Genomic DNA, 20,401 nt, shown 5'->3' with positions numbered 1-20,401 from the left:
CAATAAATTTGTACATTTATACTATGCAAACAACACTAGAAGTTGCACTGATACAAACGGATTTGGTTTGGGAAAATCCGGAAGCAAATCGAAAAAATTTAGAACAGAAGGTCAATGGCATTACTGATGCTGACCTTATTGTTTTACCAGAAATGTTTAGCTCTGGTTTTACTATGAATGCGTCTAAGGTAGCAGAAACTATGGATGGTGAAACCATAACCTGGTTAAAAGCATTATCTAAAACTAAAAATGCAGCAATCGTTGGTAGTTTGGTCATTACCGAAAATGAGAATTATTATAATCGCTTAGTCTTTGTAGAGCCAAGCGGAACATTAACAACCTACGATAAGCGACATACCTTTACCTTGGCTGGCGAACATAAGGTTTACACAGCTGGATCTAAAAAAATTATCATCGAATATAAAGGATTTAAAATTTGCCCTTTAGTCTGCTACGATTTACGTTTTCCTGTCTGGGCAAGAAATTCTGAAGACTATGACGTACTCATTTACGTAGCTAACTGGCCAAAAGTGCGCATTGCAGCTTGGGATGCCCTTCTTAAAGCGCGCGCTATAGAGAACATGAGTTACTGTATTTGTGTAAATCGTGTTGGCTTAGATGGTAATAATTACGAATATTCTGGACACTCTGCAGCTTATGATGTTTTAGGAAACCGTATGGACAGTATTCCTGAAAGCATAGAAACTACGGAAGTTATAACACTAGAAAAATCTCATATTACCAAATACCGAGAAAGACTTGGCTTCTTAAAAGACAGAGATACTTTTAGTCTAGAAGTGTAAACTCATAGATAAAATCGAAACTTGCTCTTACTTCTTCGAGCTGAGAAGATGGCATATAACTAACACGCTCTGGTTGAATACCCAAAAGGTAATTCCCTGTATCATAAACACCATTTTTATTAGTATCGTAAACGACTCTAATATCATATAATTTTGGAATTACATTAGTAAAATCCACTACTGGTGATTCTGTAGTATAGCGCTCGTACTCCACCTCACCTCTGCTATTAACCATTTGAACTATTAAAGGAAACTTAGCATTAATTAATTTAACTCTAACATTACCATAATCCGATTTCATTTTGGCGTTTATTCCATCGACTATTGTATCCTTATTGATACTTCCGTAGAAATCTGTAAATGTACCAGGCAGCAATTTGATGGTGTATTTTTGACCTTCCTCTTTTTTAAAAGGCACTCTAAATTGATTTAAAATAGAATCATACTCTGTGCTAAACTCAACAGCAATAGAGTCCTTATCTATTATGCTTATTTTAGAATCATCTATTATCTCTAAAGGAGTGCTTGCTTGTACAGTAAAATGTTTATCGTAATTTAAGTTTCTGAGTGAAATTATCTTTATAGTTAGAGTATCAGCATCCAGATTTCTGAAGCGATGCTTAAAAGTATCTACATATTTTTGATTAGAAACCACAAAGAATGTCGTATCGATTTCAAACTTTGGTTTATACCAATAATAAAGCGTATCTGCCTCAGTATCTTTAGTTACTCTGGTGGTATAACCCTCAGGTGTCTCACCCAAAACTTTAATACGCATATTTTCATAATTTCCTTCATAAGGAAACATGATTCTGGTTTGCCCTTCTTGCTTTGGCTTAACAGCTTTAAAATTTACCTCTTCCTTAAAAAGAGTGAGCTTAAAATCTTCATCCTTAGGTACTGTTATAACATCTTCATAAAACCCTATCTTATCATTTTTCTGATCAAAGGTGTAATTATTATTTTTATCTTTTAAAGCTATTAATTTATAGGTGCCAGCTTTTATATTATCGATACTAAAAGTGGTAAGACTATCTAAGGTATTGGTAATATATCTTGGCTTTTCTTTATAAACTATTGAGTCTGAATACGTAGAATCAACTTCATACAACATTACCGAAATAAAGGTCTCAGGTTTCTTTAGAAGTGCATCTTCAACATAGCCTTTTACCGAAAGTGAATCTATGGTTTCACCTGTTGAAAACACATAGCGATAATATGGATAGGGGTTTTCTTCATTATTATCTACAATACTTTCACCAAAATTAAAAGCATATGTGGTATTAGGCTGTAAAGTATCTTTTATTTTTATTGAAATATACTTACTTGCTCCACCCATTGGATAAATTATTGGATCAACATCCATAGGTGGTGAAACTATAAGCTGCTTTCTTAAGTCTTTAATTTTAACATACTCATTAAAGGTTATACGTATTTCATTGCCTTTAAAATTAGTCGAAAAATTCTTCGGACTTTCACTTGTTATTACTGGTGGGTCTATATCTTTTTCTCCACCTGAAGGAGAACCACGATTTGCACAGCTAACTATTGCTAATGCTATGGAAATAATGCCTAAAATTCGTGTGAGATATGACCGCATTTAATGAGAATTATTTTACACAAAGAAACAATTTTTAAACTTTAGAAACGAAAAAATCAATCGGCAATTGCCATCGTAGCAAGACTTAACTTAATATTATCAATTTTTAACAATTCTGTAGCGCAAGCTTCTGCTGTTGCACCTGTGGTAATAATATCATCTACAAGTAAGATGTGCTTTTCTCTCAAGGATAAGTTTTCACTAATTGCAAAAACAGCTCCGTCATCACTCCACCTTGAAAGTCTACCTTCAAACACTTTGGTTTTGGTAGGTTTTGTCTTTATGAGTACAGTATCATTATAGTCAGCATTTATTGCTTCAGCTATTGCTTTTCCAAATTGTTCAACTTGATTATAACCTCGTTGTCGCAACTTCGTTTTGTAAAGTGGCACAGGTACTACAACATCTATCTTTTTATAAGCTTCAATTGTTTTTAATTCTGAACCAAGCCACCTGCCAAGAAAATCACTTATATTTTGATGACCTCTGTATTTTAAGTTATGAAGTAATTGTTGTACGATTCCTTTTTTTGAAAAATGCAAGAGGGCTGTTGCTTGTTCTAGTTTTACACGTCCATAAACTACTTTTTTAACATTATGAGCATTCTCGAAATGAAAATTTGTCACTGGTAAATCGTGTCTGCAATTAGTGCAAATAACTAGTTCATTATCTGCTAAAGCATTATTACATGCTTCGCAAACTACAGGAAAAAACAAATTCAACAAATTTTTCACCACTTAATCGAATAAAATAAAAATGAACTTCAATATACTCTAATTTCGCTGCAACTAAGAAATTAATGATGATAGTTAACCCTCAATTATTTAACTACAGATTAATTATAAGTTCTTTATTAGTTGTTTTAACAGTTTTAGGAGTCTATAGTTTTACTAATTATAAATCCATTAAATCCTACGAAGACTTTCTAAAACAAGAAAAAGTTTTGATAGAAAAAGAGCTATCAGAAATTTTAACTAGTTATGACGAACTAAGCCAAGATTATGATCTTATGTCCTCGCAGCTCCAAGAGGCAAAACTAGAAACTAAAATAGCTTTAGATTCTTTAAGATTATTAAAAAGTGACTTATCAATAATCACAAAGTTTAAAGACCAACTCTCGGTTTTAAAAACTAAGAGCAAGGTTCTATTGGCTACAGTAGATTCTCTCAACTCAGCTAATCTCAGGTTAGAAAGAGAAAAACGCTACGCCATGAATACTATAAAAAATAACAACTTGACCATTAATGCTCTGGAAGAAGCCAATGATTCTCTCAACGAGACCATTGATAACGCAGCTATTTTAAGAGCTAATAACGTCAGAGTTGAAGCCTTTAAAATTAATAATAGTAAAAAGAAAGCTACCATAAGAGCCAAACGTGTCAATGCCATGGATGTTTGTATAGCTCTTACAGAAAACCCATTAACCGAAAAAGGAGATAAAGAAATTTACATTCAAATTGTAAGTCCAGAAAATAACGTTATTGCCGATAAAGGCGAAGTGTTTTTTAGTAATACCTCTTTAATCTACAGTAAAAAAGAAGTTGTGAATTTTGACAACAAAAACCTAGACATATGCACTACTGTAGCGACTTACAAAGAAGATAGACCTCTTAAAAAAGGTACTTATTTTATTAATGTTTTCCATGAAAACAGAAAACTAGGAAGCACTAGTATAGAATTAAAATAAATCAATCTCATTATTTTTAAAAAACCGCTCAATTAATTTGAGCGGTTTTTTATTTTTGTGGCATGGCAAACGACGACAAATTCAAAAAGGTAATCTCTCACGCTAAAGAGTATGGTTACGTATTTCAGAGCAGTGAAATCTATGACGGTTTAAGTGCTGTATACGACTATGCACAAAACGGTGCAGAATTAAAGAAAAACATTAGAGACTATTGGTGGAAAGCCATGGTACAAATGCACGATAATATTGTTGGTATAGACGCAGCAATATTTATGCACCCAACCACTTGGAAAGCCTCTGGACATGTTGAAGCGTTTAATGATCCTTTAATTGACAACAAAGATTCGAAAAAACGCTACAGAGCAGATGTTTTAGTTGAAGACTATTGCGCTAAGATTGAAGCTAAAATCAATAAAGAAATCAAAAAAGCTGAAAAACGTTTTGGAGATACCTTCAACAAAGAAGAATTTGTATCTACAAACGCCAGAGTACTTGGTTATCAAGAAAAAATAGACACCATTCTTAAACGTTTAGGCCAATCTTTAGAAAAAGAAGATTTAGCAGATGTAAAAGCTTTAATTGAAGAATTAGAAATTGCCGATCCGTTAACAGGAAGTCGTAACTGGACAGACGTAAAGCAATTCAACCTTATGTTTGGCACTAAGCTAGGTGCTTCTGCAGACACTGCAATGGATTTATATCTTAGACCAGAAACAGCTCAAGGTATTTTTGTAAACTTCTTAAACGTTCAGAAAACGGGAAGACTAAAAATTCCTTTCGGAATTGCTCAAACAGGTAAAGCTTTTAGAAATGAAATTGTTGCAAGACAATTTATATTTAGAATGCGTGAGTTTGAACAGATGGAAATGCAGTTTTTCATTAAACCAGGAACGCAAAAAGAGTGGTTTGATTACTGGAAAGAAACCCGTTTAAAATGGCATAAGTCCTTAGGCATGGGAGATGATAATTATCGTTTCCACGATCATGAAAAATTAGCACATTACGCAGATGCTGCTACAGATATAGAATTTAATTTCCCATTTGGTTTTAAAGAATTGGAAGGAATCCACTCACGAACAGATTTCGACTTAAAGCAACACGAAGAATACTCTGGCAAAAAGCTACAATACTTCGATCATGAAGATAATGAAAGCTACACACCTTATGTGTTAGAAACTTCAATAGGCCTAGATCGTATGTTCTTAGCGGTTTTTTCTAATAGTTTACAAGACGAAACTTTAGAAGACGGAAGTGAAAGAACAGTATTAAAACTACCTGCTGTATTAGCACCAACTAAAGCCGCTATTCTACCTTTAGTAAGAAAGGATGAAGGATTAACCAAAATGGCAAAAGACATTGTTGACGATCTTAAATGGGATTTCAATGTGGTTTATGATGAAAAAGATGCTGTTGGTAGACGTTATAGAAGACAAGATGCTGCTGGTACACCGTTTTGTATTACTGTAGATGGCGAAAGTTTAGAGGACAACACAGTAACCATACGTCATAGAGATACTATGGAACAAAAGCGTGTTAAGGCTGAAGAATTGAGAGATATCATAAAAAAAGAAGTGGATGTTAAGGAATGGTTGATGAAGATGCAATAATCATCAACATCTTTTATGTAAACAAAAACTCATAGGTCTTTTTAGATTTATGAGTTTTTTTGTTTTAAAAATAAGCCTTCAACTGAATGGTGCCTGTATGGATAGTTTTAGATGTCTCGGTTTTACGACCAAAGTAATTGAGGTTTAAATCTAAAAACTTAGTCAGCTTCTTTTGTGCCAATAAACTCCAAGTGAAGTTTTTTCCTGGCTGTAAACCTTCTAACATTTGGTATGCTACTGGTGTATTAGGATTGCCTTCATATTCATTTTGAAAGAAATTAAATTCACCTGTTAATGCAATTTTTGCAGCTTTATTGTAGGTAAAAGAAAATCCATAATTATTCTGTGATAATGCTTCTAAACTTCCAATCGTGTTTTCTTTTGAAGTGTATTGATAAAAGACATCAAACTGCGCATTGTCACTAAACAAATAGGATAATTTAGGTTGAAAACGCTCTTCTTCTATCAGGTAATTTCTGTTGGCAAAGTTTTCACTAAGACTTTCATCTGTTCCAAAACTTGCTTGCGCATTTGCCAACCAATTAGTGGCAAATTTATGGTTAAAATTAAACTGATGATTGGTGAGTTTATTTTCCTGAAATCCGATGGACAGCAAACTTCTGCTCGTATTGGTTAAAAACGTATAAGAAGTGGTATAGCGCTGTTTTCCTCTGTTGTAAAACAATACATTTCTCACACTATTATTTAAAGCTAATTGATTGTCTTCATCAGCTTCAAAAGGATTTAAATTAAAATTATTGCCTTCTCTTCTAATCTTCCTATCAATAAGATAAGATGTTTGATTATAAAAATGTGAAAAGAACTTTTTGGTTCTATCCTCAGAACTGCTCCATTGTATAGGATTTATGGTCAACGTCTGGCTCAATCTATTTTGATGCGTCCTAACAAAAACCTGGTTTGGCAATAATACGCGTATGTAATTGCCTTGGTCTGTAAATTGTGCTATTTCAAATTCATTGAGTTCTTGTATGCCGTTTTCATTATAATCAATCCACGTGTAAGCTCCTTGCCCAGCCTCTACCTCTACATAAGTAAAATCTTGCTGTGGCAACGTGCCTGAATTGGTTTCAAAACTTGTGTTCCAAAGCACAAGATTATTAAACAGTTTTTGGTTGTAGTTTAATCTGCTGTTTAAACTCTGTTCGTCTTCAGAGGTGTCATCTTCAGCCTTCAAACTTCTATAATTCACAAAAAGCTGAAGATTGGTATTTTTATTTTGAATTAATCGCGATTTGAGATAATAGGTGTTTGAAGCATTTACACGCTCAACTAAGTTATTTCTTAAGCTATCATTGAAGCGTTTTATGTAACCAACCTCAGCATAGACTTTAGTACTATCACCAATTCCAACAAAGGTTTCGTATGCTGAAAATCGCTGACTCAATGGTGTCAATGAATCGGTAGCTATAACGGTTTGCTCATTGTCCTCAGTGGCAAATTTTGCACCAATCCATTTATTGTTTTTGGCATATACCACACGATTATAAGACCTTAAAAAGGTCGAACGATTAATAGTGCTTTCGCTATTGAGAAAGCTTGAATTTGTAAAAATCCTAAAGTTACCCAAACGTAAGTCTGCCATGAGATTATGACGACTTCCATTAAAATTATTAGCGTAATCTAAATATTCAAAATTATAAGAAGCCACTCCCTTTTTAGCATGCGATAATTGCAATCCTGAAGTAAGCAAAAGTTGATTTCCCAAAATAAAATTTCCTTGATCATCTCTGTTATCTTCAAGATTCCAATCGCGATTAAATTCGGCTCTGTACAAACGCTGAATGGTTCTAAAATTCTCTTGAATAAAATCGGCATCAATAAGTGCAGACAAATTCCAAAGGCTATCGTGTTTTATTAGCTTTTGATTCACTTTAAACTTCCCAGCAAAACCATCATTATCATCATCATCTAAACTCGAAAACAAATTGATATCGTTTTTACTTCCTGTCAATTCAAAAAATACATCTGTTTTTTCGGTTGGCTGGTAACGACCATTGAGCACTGCAATTTGCAAGCGTTCTGGTGCCACGAGTTGGGTAATAGGTTCGTAATTTCCTTGCGGAACACCACCAATTGGTGCAACGTATTCAAAAATATTGCTTACCGTATTATCGTTACTAAGTATGTAATTTCCCTGATTTGCACCAACCAAGGTAAAAGATACCCTAAACAATTGGTCTTCGGGATTTTGAGAAAAGACAAAAATTTCTTCGCCACCTACAATTTCTTTTCTGTAGAGAATTCTGTTTTCAGAAAACGATTCTTCCGTCGCTGAAGGCGCAACCATTAAGCTAGTATCATCACCAGCATTAGCTAAAATTTCCGTTTGTTCTGTTGATAGATTTTGCTGCAACGGCTGATTTTTGGCATCACTTTCAGAATACACAGAAACGTTTAACTGTAATTTTTCGGTTTCAAAAGTACTGCCACCAAACACAGTAAATCTCGAATAATTTCGTTCACTAAACTGGTAATCTACCGTAATACGCATTTCGGAAGTGATCGGATAGGTTGAGTTGAAAATAATCTCGCCAGCATTATAATCAATAATGTAATCATTGTTTTCGCCACGTTCCAAAGGCACACCATTAACATAAACGGTCTCACTACCAGAAACAATAAGTACAAACAACTCATTGTTTGGTCCTCGTAGTTTGTAAGGTCCTTGATTGCCTTCTTGAGCCGTAAATTGGGTTGTTGTAAACTGACCTCGTACGAGTGCACCTGAAGCAAAAACCGAAGTCTTGTCGCTCAAATTAGCATTTACCAACAAACCTTGCACACGTTTAGAGAAGTTAGCATAATAACTTTTGGTGTTTACCAAATCGATATCACCTGCTCTAATATTCCAATTGTCACTAAAAAGTTCTATAAAAACTTGATCAAACTCATCTAATCGCTGAGAATATCCACTTTCTTGCAACGGAATATTAGCATCTTGTATCGAAGCTCTAAGCGATACTTTGTCACTCAATTTTCCTGAAATTTGCAAATCGAGTTCACTATTTAAAACAGAATTTTGATTGTTTCCAATCGTTACACCTCTGGAAATACTACCTGAAGTGGTTAAACCATCAAAAGGAGTAAAAACATTTTGATTTGAAGAATTTTCAAGCTTGTACAGGGTTTCAATCCCAGGAATAGATCGATCTACAATAATATCATCGTCGAGCTGTTTGTAAACCTTGGTTATAAAATCTGGATAGCGTAGATATTCAATATCTATAGAATCTAATTCAATCTGTTGGTTGAATTTCAAAATAGATTTTGAAAAATCAACGTTATAAAGTGTAGAATCCAAAACAACGCCTTGCTTAGTTTTTATAATAAATCTTGAAGGATTTATGCTAACAGAATCAATGAGAATAGAATCTGCAACAGTGACACGTATTTTCTTATAATTACTTGATTTTTCTTGGGTAAAACCCCAAAAAGACATCAATAATGTAATAAGAAATAGCGCTTTTTTCATCTAAAATAATAACTGCCTAACGTTTGAAATATTTTATCGTTAAAAGCAGTATAAATTTATAGTGTAAAAGTACTCTATTATTTATTTTAGCCGAATAGCTAGAAAAACAATACAAATCAGGAAATTTAATTAACATGAAAATAGCTTCGTACAATGTTAATGGCATAAGAGCTGCCATAAATAAAGGGTTTATTGATTGGTTACAAGCCACAAATCCAGATGTAATTTGTTTACAGGAAATTAAAGCTATGGAAGAGCAGCTAGATTTAGATCTTTTTGCAGAAGCTGGTTACGAAAATAACTATTGGTTTAGCGCACAAAAAAAAGGCTACAGTGGTGTTGCAATTCTTTGCAAAAAAGAACCCAACCATATAGAATTTGGCACTGGTATAGAATCTATGGATTATGAAGGTAGAAATCTCAGAGTAGATTACGACAAGGTCTCTGTTATGAGCATGTATTTACCTTCTGGGACTAACGACGCTAGGTTATCGCACAAGTTTGAATACATGGATTTAATTCATAATTATTTAAACGAATTGCAAAACGAAAAACCAAATCTTGTAGTGTGTGGAGATTATAATATTTGCCATGAGCCTATAGATATCCACAATCCAAAAATGAAAGGTGTATCTGGTTTTTTACCAGAAGAGCGAGAATGGCTAGGTAATTTTATTGATAGTGGTTTTATTGACAGTTTTAGACACTTACATCCTGAAAAACAAGAATTCTCTTGGTGGAGCTATAGAGCCAACGCAAGAGCTAATAACAAAGGCTGGCGATTAGATTACGCCATGGTTAGCGAGCCTTTACAAGAAAACATAAAACGAAGCGTTATACTCACTGAAGCAGTACATAGTGACCATTGCCCAATTTTATTAGAATTAGATTTATAAACACTCTCAAATCAATAGCAACCATGATTAAAAAACTTTCATTAATCGCACTTTTACTAATTACGATGACCTCTTGTGTTTCTAAAAAAATATATACAGAACTCGAGGACAAATATGCAAACTTAAAAAAGGACAACAGAGCCTTAAATGATGAATTAGAAGCACTTTCAAAATCCAAAAATCAACTTGATAACGATTATACTGCTTTAGTCAATGCACATGATGCAGCAAAAAACGAAGTGGCACAATTATCAACTGAACTAGAAGCTTTATCATCTAAATATGATAATCTTAAAGCATCCTATGATGCACTAGAAAAAAATAGCTCTGCAGAAATTGCCAAGAATTCTAAGAAGAATCGAGAACTTTTAGCACAATTAGAGGCCAAAGAACAAGCACTTGCTGCCGAAAATGAGCGTTTAGAAAAATTAAAAAAAGAACTCGAAAGCAGATCGCAACGCGTTGCAGAATTAGAAAGCGTGATTGCCGCTAAAGATGCTAACATGCGAGCTTTAAAAGACGCTATTTCTAAAGCCTTAACTAACTTTGAAGGCAAAGGTCTTACCGTAGAACAACGCGATGGAAAAGTTTATGTATCTATGGAAAACAAACTACTTTTTGAGTCTGGTAGCTGGTATGTTGGTGCACAAGGAAAACAAGCCGTAAAACAATTAGGAAGCGTTTTGGCGGAAAACCCTGAAATTGCAATTTTAATAGAAGGTCATACAGATAATGTACCATACAAAGGCAATGCACAATTAAGTGGCAACTGGGATTTATCTACAAAACGTGCTACAGCTATTGTAAACATTTTAAGAGAAAACAATGCTATTAATCCTGAAAACTTAACAGCAGCAGGACGTGGCGAATATGCACCAGTAGCATCAAACGACAGTGCGGAAGGCAGAGCAAAAAATCGTAGAATTGAAGTGATTTTAACACCAAAACTTGATGAGATTTCTAAATTATTGAATGACATCTAATTGTCACTTCTGTTAAGAAAGGAATCCTCTTAAGTAAAAACCTTAACATAGATTTAGACCTTTCGTGTTTTTACAACATGAAAGGTCTTCTTATTTTTGTGGTAGTGATAGAGCAAATGCTCTATGAGATTCTGAATCAAGTTCAGAATTACAAAATTTAAGTTTAATTAATAAGATTCCCACTTTCGTGGGAAGTAAGCATGAAATACACAACCTTACCAAACACAGATATAAAAGTTAGTAAAATATGTTTAGGCACAATGACTTGGGGAAATCAAAACACTCAAGACGAAGGTTTTGCCCAAATGGACTTGGCTTTAGACAAAGGTGTTAACTTTTTTGATGTTGCTGAATTATATCCTGTACCAGCAGAAGCAAAAACTTATGCCGAAACCGAGCGCATTATTGGTAAGTGGTTTACAAAAACAGGCAATAGAGATAAGGTTGTCTTGGCAACTAAAATTGCTGGTCCTGGCGATTATACAGCTCATATAAGAACTACTGGTTTTAGCAAACAAGCATTAAACGAAGCTGTTGACAACAGTCTAAAACGCTTACAAACAGATTACATAGATTTATACCAATTGCACTGGCCAGAGCGCAGTACAAATACGTTTGGTGTTAGAGATTATATTCATAATGCCAATGATGGCTGGGAAGATAATTTCAATGAAATTTTACACAATCTCGATGAAATTATTAAATCTGGAAAAATTAGACACATAGGTTTATCTAATGAGAAAGCTTGGGGAACCATGCGCTACTTAGAAGAGTCTAAATACAATAATTTACCAAGAATGATTACCATTCAGAATGCATATTCTTTACTATGTAGACCTTTTGAAGGTGATTTGGCAGAAATTGCACACAGAGAAAATATTGGTTTACTAGCCTACTCACCTATGGCATTTGGTGTTTTATCTGGTAAATATATCAAAGGTACTGCTGCAGATAATGCAAGGTTAAAACTGTTTCCAAGATTTGCTAGATACAGTAGTGATCAGGCAACAGAAGCCACTAAGCGATACTTACAAATAGCTGAAGATAATAATATGTCTTTAGCGCAAATGTCTTTAGCATTTGTTAACCAAAGACCTTTTGTAACAAGTAATATTATTGGCGCTACAAGTATAAAACAGCTTGAAGAAAACATTGAAAGTATCAACATAACCTTATCAAATGATATGCTAAAAGCCATTAATGATGTTCATGCTGTTATTCCTAATCCTGCAACCTAAGACACTTTAATATTTAAAAGAATTATAGTATTAAATTCTTTGATGTTTCGTCAATTATATTAGTGTTAATTCCTTAGCTAATCCTTAGGTTTTTTCTACCTTTGCGGCTCGTTTCAAATTAAGGCATTATTTGCTATTTAAAGACGCAGAAACTTATACATGTTTAAACTGTTGACTACTGGATTTTGGGAAGGTGTTGCGAGGATTATTCTTCGCAATAAAATATTCATTCTTCTTGTCATAATATTAGCTACAGTGTTCTTGAGTATGCAATGGAAACATATGCGCTTTACTTACACGGAAGCCAATATGTTGCCTGATGACCATGAAGTCAACCTTATATACAACGATTTTTTAGAAGTATTTGGAGAAGAAGGTAATCTCATTGTATTAGGTGTCAAAGATTCTAGTGTATTTACGGTTAATCAGTTTAATGCTTGGAACAACCTTGCAGAGTCTTTTAGACCTTATGATGAAGTTGAAACTGTTCTTTCAATAAAAGATCTTCAAAAACTGGTAAAAAACAACGAAAAGAAACAGTTTGATTTAGTTCCATTCATAAAAGATTCTATATCTAGTCTTGATGAAATTAACAAACTGCAAGAAGACCTTTTCAAGAAATATCCATTTTACGATAACTTTTTATTTAATTCAGAAAACAAAACACTTCGTACTGCAATTTATCTAAAGAAAGAGATCGTTAATACGTCTGCCAGAAAAGATTTTATCATAAATATTCTTGAAAAAAGAATACAAGAATTTGAAGCAAAACATCCTAAGCTAGATGTCAAGGTGTCTGGTATGCCATATATTAGAACATTAAATTCTCAAAACATTGTTGACGAAATTCCGATTTTTATTGGTGCAGCTTTGTTTGTGACTTCGTTAATTTTCTTTTTATTCTTTAGATCTTTTAGAGCTACGTTTATATCATTGATTGTTGTTTGTATTGGTGTAATGTGGACCTTTGGAATACTAGGTTTACTTGGCTATGAAATTACAGTGCTTACAGCTCTTATTCCACCATTAATTATTGTTATTGGCATACCTAACTGTATCTTTTTAATTAATAAATATCAGCACGAAGTAAAATCGCATGGTAACAAGGTAAAGTCGCTACAACGTGTTATTACCAAAGTTGGTAATGCTACCTTAATGACTAATGTGACTACAGCTTCTGGTTTTGCAACGTTCATCTTAACTGAAAGCAAGCTTCTAAAAGAATTTGGTATCGTTGCGTCGCTGAGTATTTTGGCTATTTTCATTTTATGTTTACTTATCATTCCGATAGTATATACGTTTTTACCTTATCCAAAAGAGCGTCATTTAGAACACTTAAATAAACGTTGGATTGGTGGTTTTGTAGATTGGATGGAACGTATGGTAAAACACAAACGCATTACCATTTACGTTACTGCATTTATACTCATCATGGCAAGTATGATTGGCATTAATCAAATGATAATATCAGGTAGTTTGATTGAAGACATGCCGAAAAACAAACAATTCTTTAAAGACATTCGTTTTTTTGAAGAAGAGTTTAACGGCATTATGCCTTTAGAAATAATGGTAGATACTAAGCGTAAAAAAGGCGTTATGAAATTGGCAACCTTAAAACGCATTAATGAGCTTGAAGAACTTATTGAAGAAACACCAGAACTATCTAAGCCAATATCGGTTGTTAGTTTGGTAAAATACAGCAAACAAGCTTACTTTAATGGTAATCCTAAATATTACCAATTACCTACTAGCCAAGAAAACAGTTTCATTCTGTCTTATGCTAAAAACTCATCTTCTGATGTAGACTTACTCAAGAATTTTGTAGACAGCACTGGGCAATATGCACGTATTACTACCTTCATGAAAGATATTGGTACTGATAAAATGGAGCGCATTCAGGAAAATCTTCAGAATAAAATAGATAAAGTTTTCCCTAAAGAGCGTTACGAAGTAACCATGACTGGTAAAGCTTTAGTGTTTCAAAAAGGTACAAAATACCTTGTAAGAAACCTTGTTATTTCATTAACGCTTGCCATTATACTTATATCGCTATTTATGGCGTATTTGTTCCGTTCGTTTAGAATGATCATTGTATCACTTATTCCTAACCTTTTACCATTGTTAGTAACAGCTGGTTTAATGGGATATTTAGGTGTACCTATTAAGCCGTCCACAATATTAGTATTTAGTATCGCTTTTGGTATTTCGGTAGATGATACTATTCACTTTTTGGCAAAATACAGACAAGAATTGCAAGCTAACCATTGGAAGATTAAAAAATCGGTTTACGCTGCGTTAAGAGAAACTGGTGTAAGTATGTTTTACACTTCAATCGTTCTATTCTTCGGTTTTTCTGTATTTACCATTTCCAGCTTTGGTGGCACAGTAGCTTTAGGAGCTCTGGTTTCAATAACATTATTGTTTGCCATGTTATCTAATTTACTGTTATTACCATCGTTACTATTATCATTAGAACGTAATATTGCAAATAAGACAGTTCTTAAAGAGCCTTCAATTGATATTATACCTTCGGAAGACGATAACGAAGACACTTTTAAAAACGATTAGAAGAATTATCTTTGTTTTTTCAAAATAAATTAAAATGACAACAAAAACTGTATCAGAATTATTATCAGCAGATATCACTTTACAAGATGTTTCTGTAAAAGGATGGGTAAAAACATTTAGAGCAAACCGCTTTATAGCCTTAAATGATGGTTCTACCATAAATAATATTCAGTGTGTTGTTGATTTTGAAAATTTTGATGAAGCATTATTAAAACGCGTCACAACTGGTGCTGCCATTCACGTTAAGGGTGAATTGGTAGAAAGTCAAGGTAAAGGTCAATCCGTCGAAATTCAAGTCAAGGAACTTGAAGTTTTAGGCGATTCTGATCCTGAAACTTATCCTATTCAACCAAAAAAACACACTTTTGAGTTTTTAAGAGAAAATGCTCACTTGCGCACAAGAACAAACACGTTTAGCGCAGTAATGCGTTTGCGTTCTTCGCTGTCTTTTGCTATTCACAAGTATTTTAACGAAAATGGTTTCTATTACATGCACACACCAATTATAACTGGCAGTGATGCAGAAGGTGCTGGAGAAATGTTTAGAGTAAGCACACTAGACCCTAAAAACCCACCATTAACAGAAGCTGGTGACGTGAATTATAAAGAAGATTTCTTCGGAAAAGAAACCAACCTAACCGTTTCTGGACAATTAGAAGCTGAAACTTATGCGATGTCTTTAGGTAAGGTGTATACTTTTGGACCAACCTTTAGAGCAGAAAATTCAAACACATCTCGTCACTTAGCTGAATTCTGGATGATAGAACCAGAAGTGGCTTTTATGGACTTGGCTGGCAACATGGATTTAGCCGAAGATTTTATGAAATCTGTTTTAAGCTACGTACTAGAAAACAACAAAGAAGACTTAGAGTTTTTAGACAAGCGTTTACAAGATGCTGAAAAGTCCCTACCTCAAGCAGAGCGTAGCCCAATGAACTTAATAGATAAAATAAAGTTTGTTGTAGAAAACAACTTTAAACGTGTAAGCTATACAGAAGCTATAGATATCCTTAGAAACAGTAAACCAAACAAGAAGAAGAAATTTAAATATATCATTGAAGAATGGGGAGCAGACTTACAATCTGAGCACGAACGTTATTTAGTTGAAAAACACTTTAAGTGTCCAGTAATCTTATTTGATTATCCTGCTAACATTAAAGCTTTCTATATGCGCTTAAATGAAGATGGAAGAACCGTAAGAGCAATGGATATACTTTTCCCAGGTATTGGTGAAATGGTAGGTGGCTCTCAGCGTGAAGAACGTTTAGATGTCCTTAAAGAAAAAATGAAGGCATTAGATATACCAGAAGAAGAATTATGGTGGTATTTAGACCTCAGAAAATATGGTACAGCTGTACACTCTGGCTTTGGTCTTGGTTTTGAAAGACTCGTAATGTTTGCAACAGGAATGGGTAATATTAGAGACGTTATTCCTTATCCAAGAACACCGCAAAACGCAGAGTTCTAAAATTATTATTAAACCTGTTAGGTATAAGTTACCTCACAGGTTTTTTTCTTACTTTTATATTCAACAGAAATTTCAATGTCCCTAAAACAGTATTTACAATTTAAGTTATCCCAGAAGCTATCTCCTCAGCAAATTCAACTCATGAAGTTGATACAGCTTCCTACACAAGCTTTTGAGCAACGTTTAAAACAGGAACTTGAAGAAAATCCTGCGTTAGATACTGGAAAAGATGAGCCTTCTGATGACAATTTTGATGAGTTTGACAATTCTGTTGACGACTTTAACGATAACGATTCTATTGAGGCTGACGATATTAATATCGATGAGTATCTTAGTGATGATGAGATACCAGACTACAGAACTCAGGCCAACAATTACAGCTCAGACGATGAAGAAAAGAATGTACCTTATGCAGCCGGAACATCGTTTACACAACATCTAATTAATCAACTTAATACATTTAGACTATCTGAACAAGAAGAAGAAATTGCCTATTTCTTAGTTGGAAGTGTAGATGAAAGTGGTTATATACGACGTTCTTTATCTGATATTACAGACGATTTAGCATTTACTCAAAATGTATTTACTTCTGTAGAAGAAGTTGAAAAAGTGCTTAAAGTTGTCCATCAACTAGATCCTGCAGGTGTTGGTGCTCGTAATTTGCAAGAATGTTTAAGTATTCAATTAAGCAGAAAAGAGCAAAATCCAGAAGTAGAATTAGCAAGTCAGATTATCGATAAAGCCTTTGAACAGTTCACTAAAAAGCATTACAAAAAATTAATGCAAAAATTTAGTATTGATGAAGAGCAACTTAAAGATGCAATCGAAGAAATAGAACGGCTTAACCCAAAACCAGGTGGTTCTTATGCTGGCAACAATAAAATTGTAGAGCATATTGTCCCGGATTTTGCTATTAAAATTGTTGATGGTGAGTTAGAACTAACCCTTAATGGCAGAAATGCACCAGAGTTACACGTATCTAGAGAATACAGTAATATGCTTAAGGGCTATAAGGACACTAAAGAGAAATCCAAAGCACAGAAAGATGCTGTACTCTTTATAAAGCAAAAGTTAGATGCTGCAAAGTGGTTTATTGAAGCTGTAAGACAACGTCAACAGACACTTTTTGTTACGATGAGTGCCATTATGCACTATCAAAAAGAATACTTTCTTACTGGTGATGAGCGTAAGCTTAGGCCAATGATTTTGAAAGATATTGCAGATGAAATTGAAATGGATGTTTCAACCATATCTAGAGTTGCTAACAGTAAGTATGTTGACACACCTTACGGAACAAAGCTAATAAAGGAATTCTTCTCGGAGTCTATGACTAATGACCAAGGTGAAGAAGTCTCTACTAGAGAAATAAAAAAGATTTTAGAAACTGTAATTGAAGAAGAGAACAAAAAGAAACCTTTAACTGACGAAGCACTCTCTAAAATCTTGAAAGAAAAGGGTTACCCAATTGCTAGACGTACAGTTGCTAAATACAGAGAGCAATTAGATATTCCGGTTGCTAGATTAAGAAAAGAACTATAATTGTTTGGATGAAAAATTTTCTTCTTAAAAGCATATCCTTTGTTTTTCATCCTTTGATTATGCCTTTACTTGGTGTGATGTTTTATTTTCACAAAACACCTCGTTATATCCCCAAACCTATACAGAATGCTAAAATTTTCTCTATAGTTATTCTTACAATAATACTTCCTATATTATTGTTTTTTCTACTTAAAACTATAAATAAAGTAGATTCTATTTATTTAAAAAGCACCAAGGAACGCCTTATACCACTACTTATTAATTGTATCATTATTACCTTAATTTTAATACGGGTTTTAACACCAAATGAGATTGTAGAACTATACTATTTCTTTTTGGGAATATTATGCTCTACACTAGCTTGTTTTATTCTGGCAATTTTTAAGATTAAAGCAAGTATACACATGATTGCAGCTTCTGGCTTCTTTATGTTTACTGTAGCTATTGGTCTTCATTACAAGATAAATATTAACGGAACAATAGCATTAATGATGATTATTCTTGGTGCTATTGCAACATCGCGTTTACATCTTAAGGCACATACAAACCAAGAACTTTTTATTGGTCTAATGACCGGTTTATTCCCTCAGATATTATTTATGAAGTATTGGTTATAAAATGTAGAAGATTAGACCAATTTTAAAAGCACTCATATTTAGCTCTTCACCATCTAATTTTGCTGAATCTTCAAAAATGGGATTTAGCCCATAATATGCATGAATATTCCATGTGTCATAACCAACACTTAAAGTTAATCCATATTGTAAACGATTAAAGTTGTCAATATTAGACAGCTTTTCACTACCTTGATCTGTTTTCAACTTAGTTGAATTATAAAAAAGGTATCCTACTTTGAAGCCTGGGTAAATTCTTAAAAATTGATAATCGGTTGGGCTAGACTTTCGCCACCTAAGCTCAAACGGAACTTCTAACAAATATGTCGTAAACTTATTCTTTGAAACATTAAATTCACTTTCGTCTATTATATCGAATGAAACTTGGTTATCAACTTCAGTAATGGCTATATTTTGATTATACGAATTGGTAGACAACCCCAAACCCAAACCTAGAGCAAAGGTTCGTTTGTCGTTAATTGGCATGTCTCTAATAAAACCGAAGTGAAATCCTGTTGAAAATCCACTTTGACTTATGTCACCAGGCTTTTTATTAAGAAGATTATAAGTCACAGAGATATAAAACTGATCCTCGCGATAGTTTTTATACAATTCAGACTTTTCTCTATCTTCTTTATTTTGTGAAAACCCCAAAAAGCCTGTAATGAATAAGACAACTAAAATAGTATTCTTCATAAAGATAAAACTACAAAATCTTTATACGATATAAAACAAAAACGTCCTGATTACTCAGGACGTTTTATATATAAAAACTAAGACTATTTTTATTCAGCTCTAGCGTTGGCAATATACATTACTTTTAATGTATTTGCTTGTCTAAGCTCTTGCTTAATATCAGAAACTAAACCTGCATGTGTGTCTTTATCAACTTTGAGACCAACCACAAATTTTGGTTGTAACTCTTCGGTTAATTCTTGCTGTGCAGCAATAACACTTGCTTGTACTTCTTCTACTTTAATAATTTTATCATTAAATTGTATTACCGGCTCTGTACCTAATTGTTTAAATTGAGCACTAGGCTTACCAGCATAGATAAAAGCAGTTCTATCTTTCTTAAGCTTCTCTACCTGATCTGCGCTTGGTAATCTATTCTCAATCATTAAAGAACTATCGCGCATTACCGTTGCTACCATGAAAAAGAAAAGTAACATAAATACAATATCTGGTAAAGATGCCGTTGAAATAGCTGGCAAATCTCCTTGTTTTCCTTTTTTAAACTTTGACATAATTGTTACTTTTTAACTTTTATCTGGTTCTGCTTCAGACAATTTCATTGGGAATAACTTCTTAATGGTTTCAATACGACCGTTTAAGATTGTATCCTTACTAAATTGGTTCTTCTCTTTCTCTTCTAACATCGCTTGGTAAACTTTTTCAGTACCTCTATACTGCTTTAAATTACCATACAAACGTTTTGCTTCCCTTTCTCTTAAGAAATTATATGCTGCTACAAGTTCGTTTTGTACATCTATATATTTCTCATATGAAGTCTCTCTGTCATGCTTCATTGAAATGATCGCTTTATCAGGATGGTCAGATGATGACTCATCTCTTTTCCCTTTACAGTAATCACAACTTTCGCCTGCTGCATTAGTTCCGCCTCCGTTATCTAAAAACTCTATTGCAGCTTGTCTTAAATCCTTTAATTCCATTTGCTCTTCTTCTACAAGCAATTGGTTATTACGGTTTATAAGAACTGTAAATAGATTTTTTTGTTTAATAATAGGTGGTTCTACTTCAGAGTCGTCAATAGGTGGCAAACTTCTTAATAAACCTTTGTCCTTTTCTATTGTAGTAGTTACCAAGAAAAAGATAAGTAGTAAGAAGGCAATGTCAGCCATTGAACCTGCATTAACTTCTGGTGCTGCTCTTTTTGCCATACCT

Annotated in this window: 16 protein-coding genes; 10 read left to right on the top strand and 6 right to left on the bottom strand. The window is 33.7% G+C overall.

Annotated features, from left to right (window positions below; all coding sequences use genetic code 11):
- Positions 1 to 23: 23 nt before the first annotated feature.
- Complete coding sequence (locus FC091_RS03090; RefSeq protein WP_138432809.1) at positions 24 to 803, top strand: amidohydrolase; 780 nt, start codon at positions 24 to 26, stop codon at positions 801 to 803.
- On the opposite strand, the gene FC091_RS03085 is transcribed toward FC091_RS03090, so the two are convergent.
- Together FC091_RS03085 and FC091_RS03080 are read right to left on the bottom strand one after the other, a co-directional pair.
- Positions 787 to 2,403 (bottom strand): Ig-like domain-containing protein, encoded by a 1,617-nt coding sequence (locus FC091_RS03085; RefSeq protein WP_138432808.1) that lies wholly within the window; start codon positions 2,401 to 2,403, stop codon positions 787 to 789. The genes FC091_RS03090 and FC091_RS03085 overlap by 17 nt on opposite strands.
- Before the next feature lie 56 nt (positions 2,404 to 2,459).
- The gene (locus FC091_RS03080) at positions 2,460 to 3,119 is read right to left on the bottom strand and encodes a ComF family protein (RefSeq protein ID WP_138432807.1); all 660 of its coding nucleotides are present in this window, start codon (positions 3,117 to 3,119) and stop codon (positions 2,460 to 2,462) included.
- A gap of 83 nt (positions 3,120 to 3,202) precedes the next feature.
- Here FC091_RS03080 and FC091_RS03075 point away from each other — a divergent pair, with 83 nt between their 5' ends.
- Together FC091_RS03075 and FC091_RS03070 are read left to right on the top strand one after the other, a co-directional pair.
- Positions 3,203 to 4,090 (top strand): hypothetical protein, encoded by an 888-nt coding sequence (locus tag FC091_RS03075; RefSeq protein ID WP_138432806.1) that lies wholly within the window; start codon positions 3,203 to 3,205, stop codon positions 4,088 to 4,090.
- A 62-nt stretch (positions 4,091 to 4,152) separates the two neighbouring features.
- Positions 4,153 to 5,697 carry a glycine--tRNA ligase gene (locus FC091_RS03070; protein ID WP_138432805.1) on the top strand — a complete coding sequence of 515 codons (1,545 nt, stop codon included), beginning with the start codon at positions 4,153 to 4,155 and terminating at the stop codon, positions 5,695 to 5,697.
- Positions 5,698 to 5,761: 64 nt separating this feature from the next.
- On the opposite strand, the gene FC091_RS03065 is transcribed toward FC091_RS03070, so the two are convergent.
- On the bottom strand, positions 5,762 to 9,190 hold the full coding sequence (locus tag FC091_RS03065; protein ID WP_138432804.1) for a hypothetical protein: 3,429 nt from the start codon (positions 9,188 to 9,190) through the stop codon (positions 5,762 to 5,764).
- A 134-nt stretch (positions 9,191 to 9,324) separates the two neighbouring features.
- Here FC091_RS03065 and FC091_RS03060 point away from each other — a divergent pair, with 134 nt between their 5' ends.
- The 7 genes from FC091_RS03060 (at position 9,325) to FC091_RS03030 (ending at position 18,499) form a co-directional block, all read left to right on the top strand.
- Positions 9,325 to 10,086, top strand: a complete 762-nt coding sequence (locus FC091_RS03060) for an exodeoxyribonuclease III (RefSeq protein WP_138432803.1) — start codon at positions 9,325 to 9,327, stop codon at positions 10,084 to 10,086.
- 23 nt (positions 10,087 to 10,109) lie between these two features.
- On the top strand, positions 10,110 to 11,069 hold the full coding sequence (locus tag FC091_RS03055; protein WP_138432802.1) for an OmpA family protein: 960 nt from the start codon (positions 10,110 to 10,112) through the stop codon (positions 11,067 to 11,069).
- 200 nt (positions 11,070 to 11,269) lie between these two features.
- Positions 11,270 to 12,307, top strand: coding sequence for an aldo/keto reductase (locus FC091_RS03050; RefSeq protein WP_138432801.1), 1,038 nt, complete (start codon positions 11,270 to 11,272; stop codon positions 12,305 to 12,307).
- 159 nt (positions 12,308 to 12,466) lie between these two features.
- A complete protein-coding gene (locus FC091_RS03045) occupies positions 12,467 to 14,875 on the top strand; it encodes an efflux RND transporter permease subunit (protein ID WP_138432800.1) in 2,409 nt (802 codons plus the stop codon).
- 34 nt (positions 14,876 to 14,909) lie between these two features.
- Positions 14,910 to 16,343: an asparagine--tRNA ligase gene (gene asnS / locus FC091_RS03040; protein ID WP_138432799.1), complete on the top strand. Its 1,434-nt coding sequence runs from the start codon at positions 14,910 to 14,912 to the stop codon at positions 16,341 to 16,343.
- A 75-nt stretch (positions 16,344 to 16,418) separates the two neighbouring features.
- The gene (rpoN, locus tag FC091_RS03035) at positions 16,419 to 17,882 is read left to right on the top strand and encodes an RNA polymerase factor sigma-54 (protein WP_138432798.1); all 1,464 of its coding nucleotides are present in this window, start codon (positions 16,419 to 16,421) and stop codon (positions 17,880 to 17,882) included.
- 8 nt (positions 17,883 to 17,890) lie between these two features.
- Positions 17,891 to 18,499 carry a hypothetical protein gene (locus FC091_RS03030; protein ID WP_138432797.1) on the top strand — a complete coding sequence of 203 codons (609 nt, stop codon included), beginning with the start codon at positions 17,891 to 17,893 and terminating at the stop codon, positions 18,497 to 18,499.
- Here FC091_RS03030 and FC091_RS03025 read toward each other — a convergent pair.
- The 3 genes from FC091_RS03025 to FC091_RS03015 form a co-directional block, all read right to left on the bottom strand.
- Complete coding sequence (locus tag FC091_RS03025) at positions 18,494 to 19,192, bottom strand: porin family protein (RefSeq protein WP_138432796.1); 699 nt, start codon at positions 19,190 to 19,192, stop codon at positions 18,494 to 18,496. The genes FC091_RS03030 and FC091_RS03025 overlap by 6 nt on opposite strands.
- An 89-nt stretch (positions 19,193 to 19,281) precedes the next feature.
- Positions 19,282 to 19,743, bottom strand: a complete 462-nt coding sequence (locus FC091_RS03020) for an ExbD/TolR family protein (RefSeq protein ID WP_138432795.1) — start codon at positions 19,741 to 19,743, stop codon at positions 19,282 to 19,284.
- A 12-nt stretch (positions 19,744 to 19,755) separates the two neighbouring features.
- Positions 19,756 to 20,397, bottom strand: coding sequence for an ExbD/TolR family protein (locus FC091_RS03015; RefSeq protein ID WP_138432794.1), 642 nt, complete (start codon positions 20,395 to 20,397; stop codon positions 19,756 to 19,758).
- Positions 20,398 to 20,401 lie beyond the last annotated feature (4 nt).

It is taken from the genome of Winogradskyella algicola, assembly GCF_005869935.1.
Taxonomy (GTDB): Bacteria; Bacteroidota; Bacteroidia; order Flavobacteriales; family Flavobacteriaceae; genus Winogradskyella; species Winogradskyella algicola.
The sequence above is the reverse complement of the archived record's forward strand: the minus strand, read 5'-3'. Positions and strand labels throughout refer to the sequence as shown.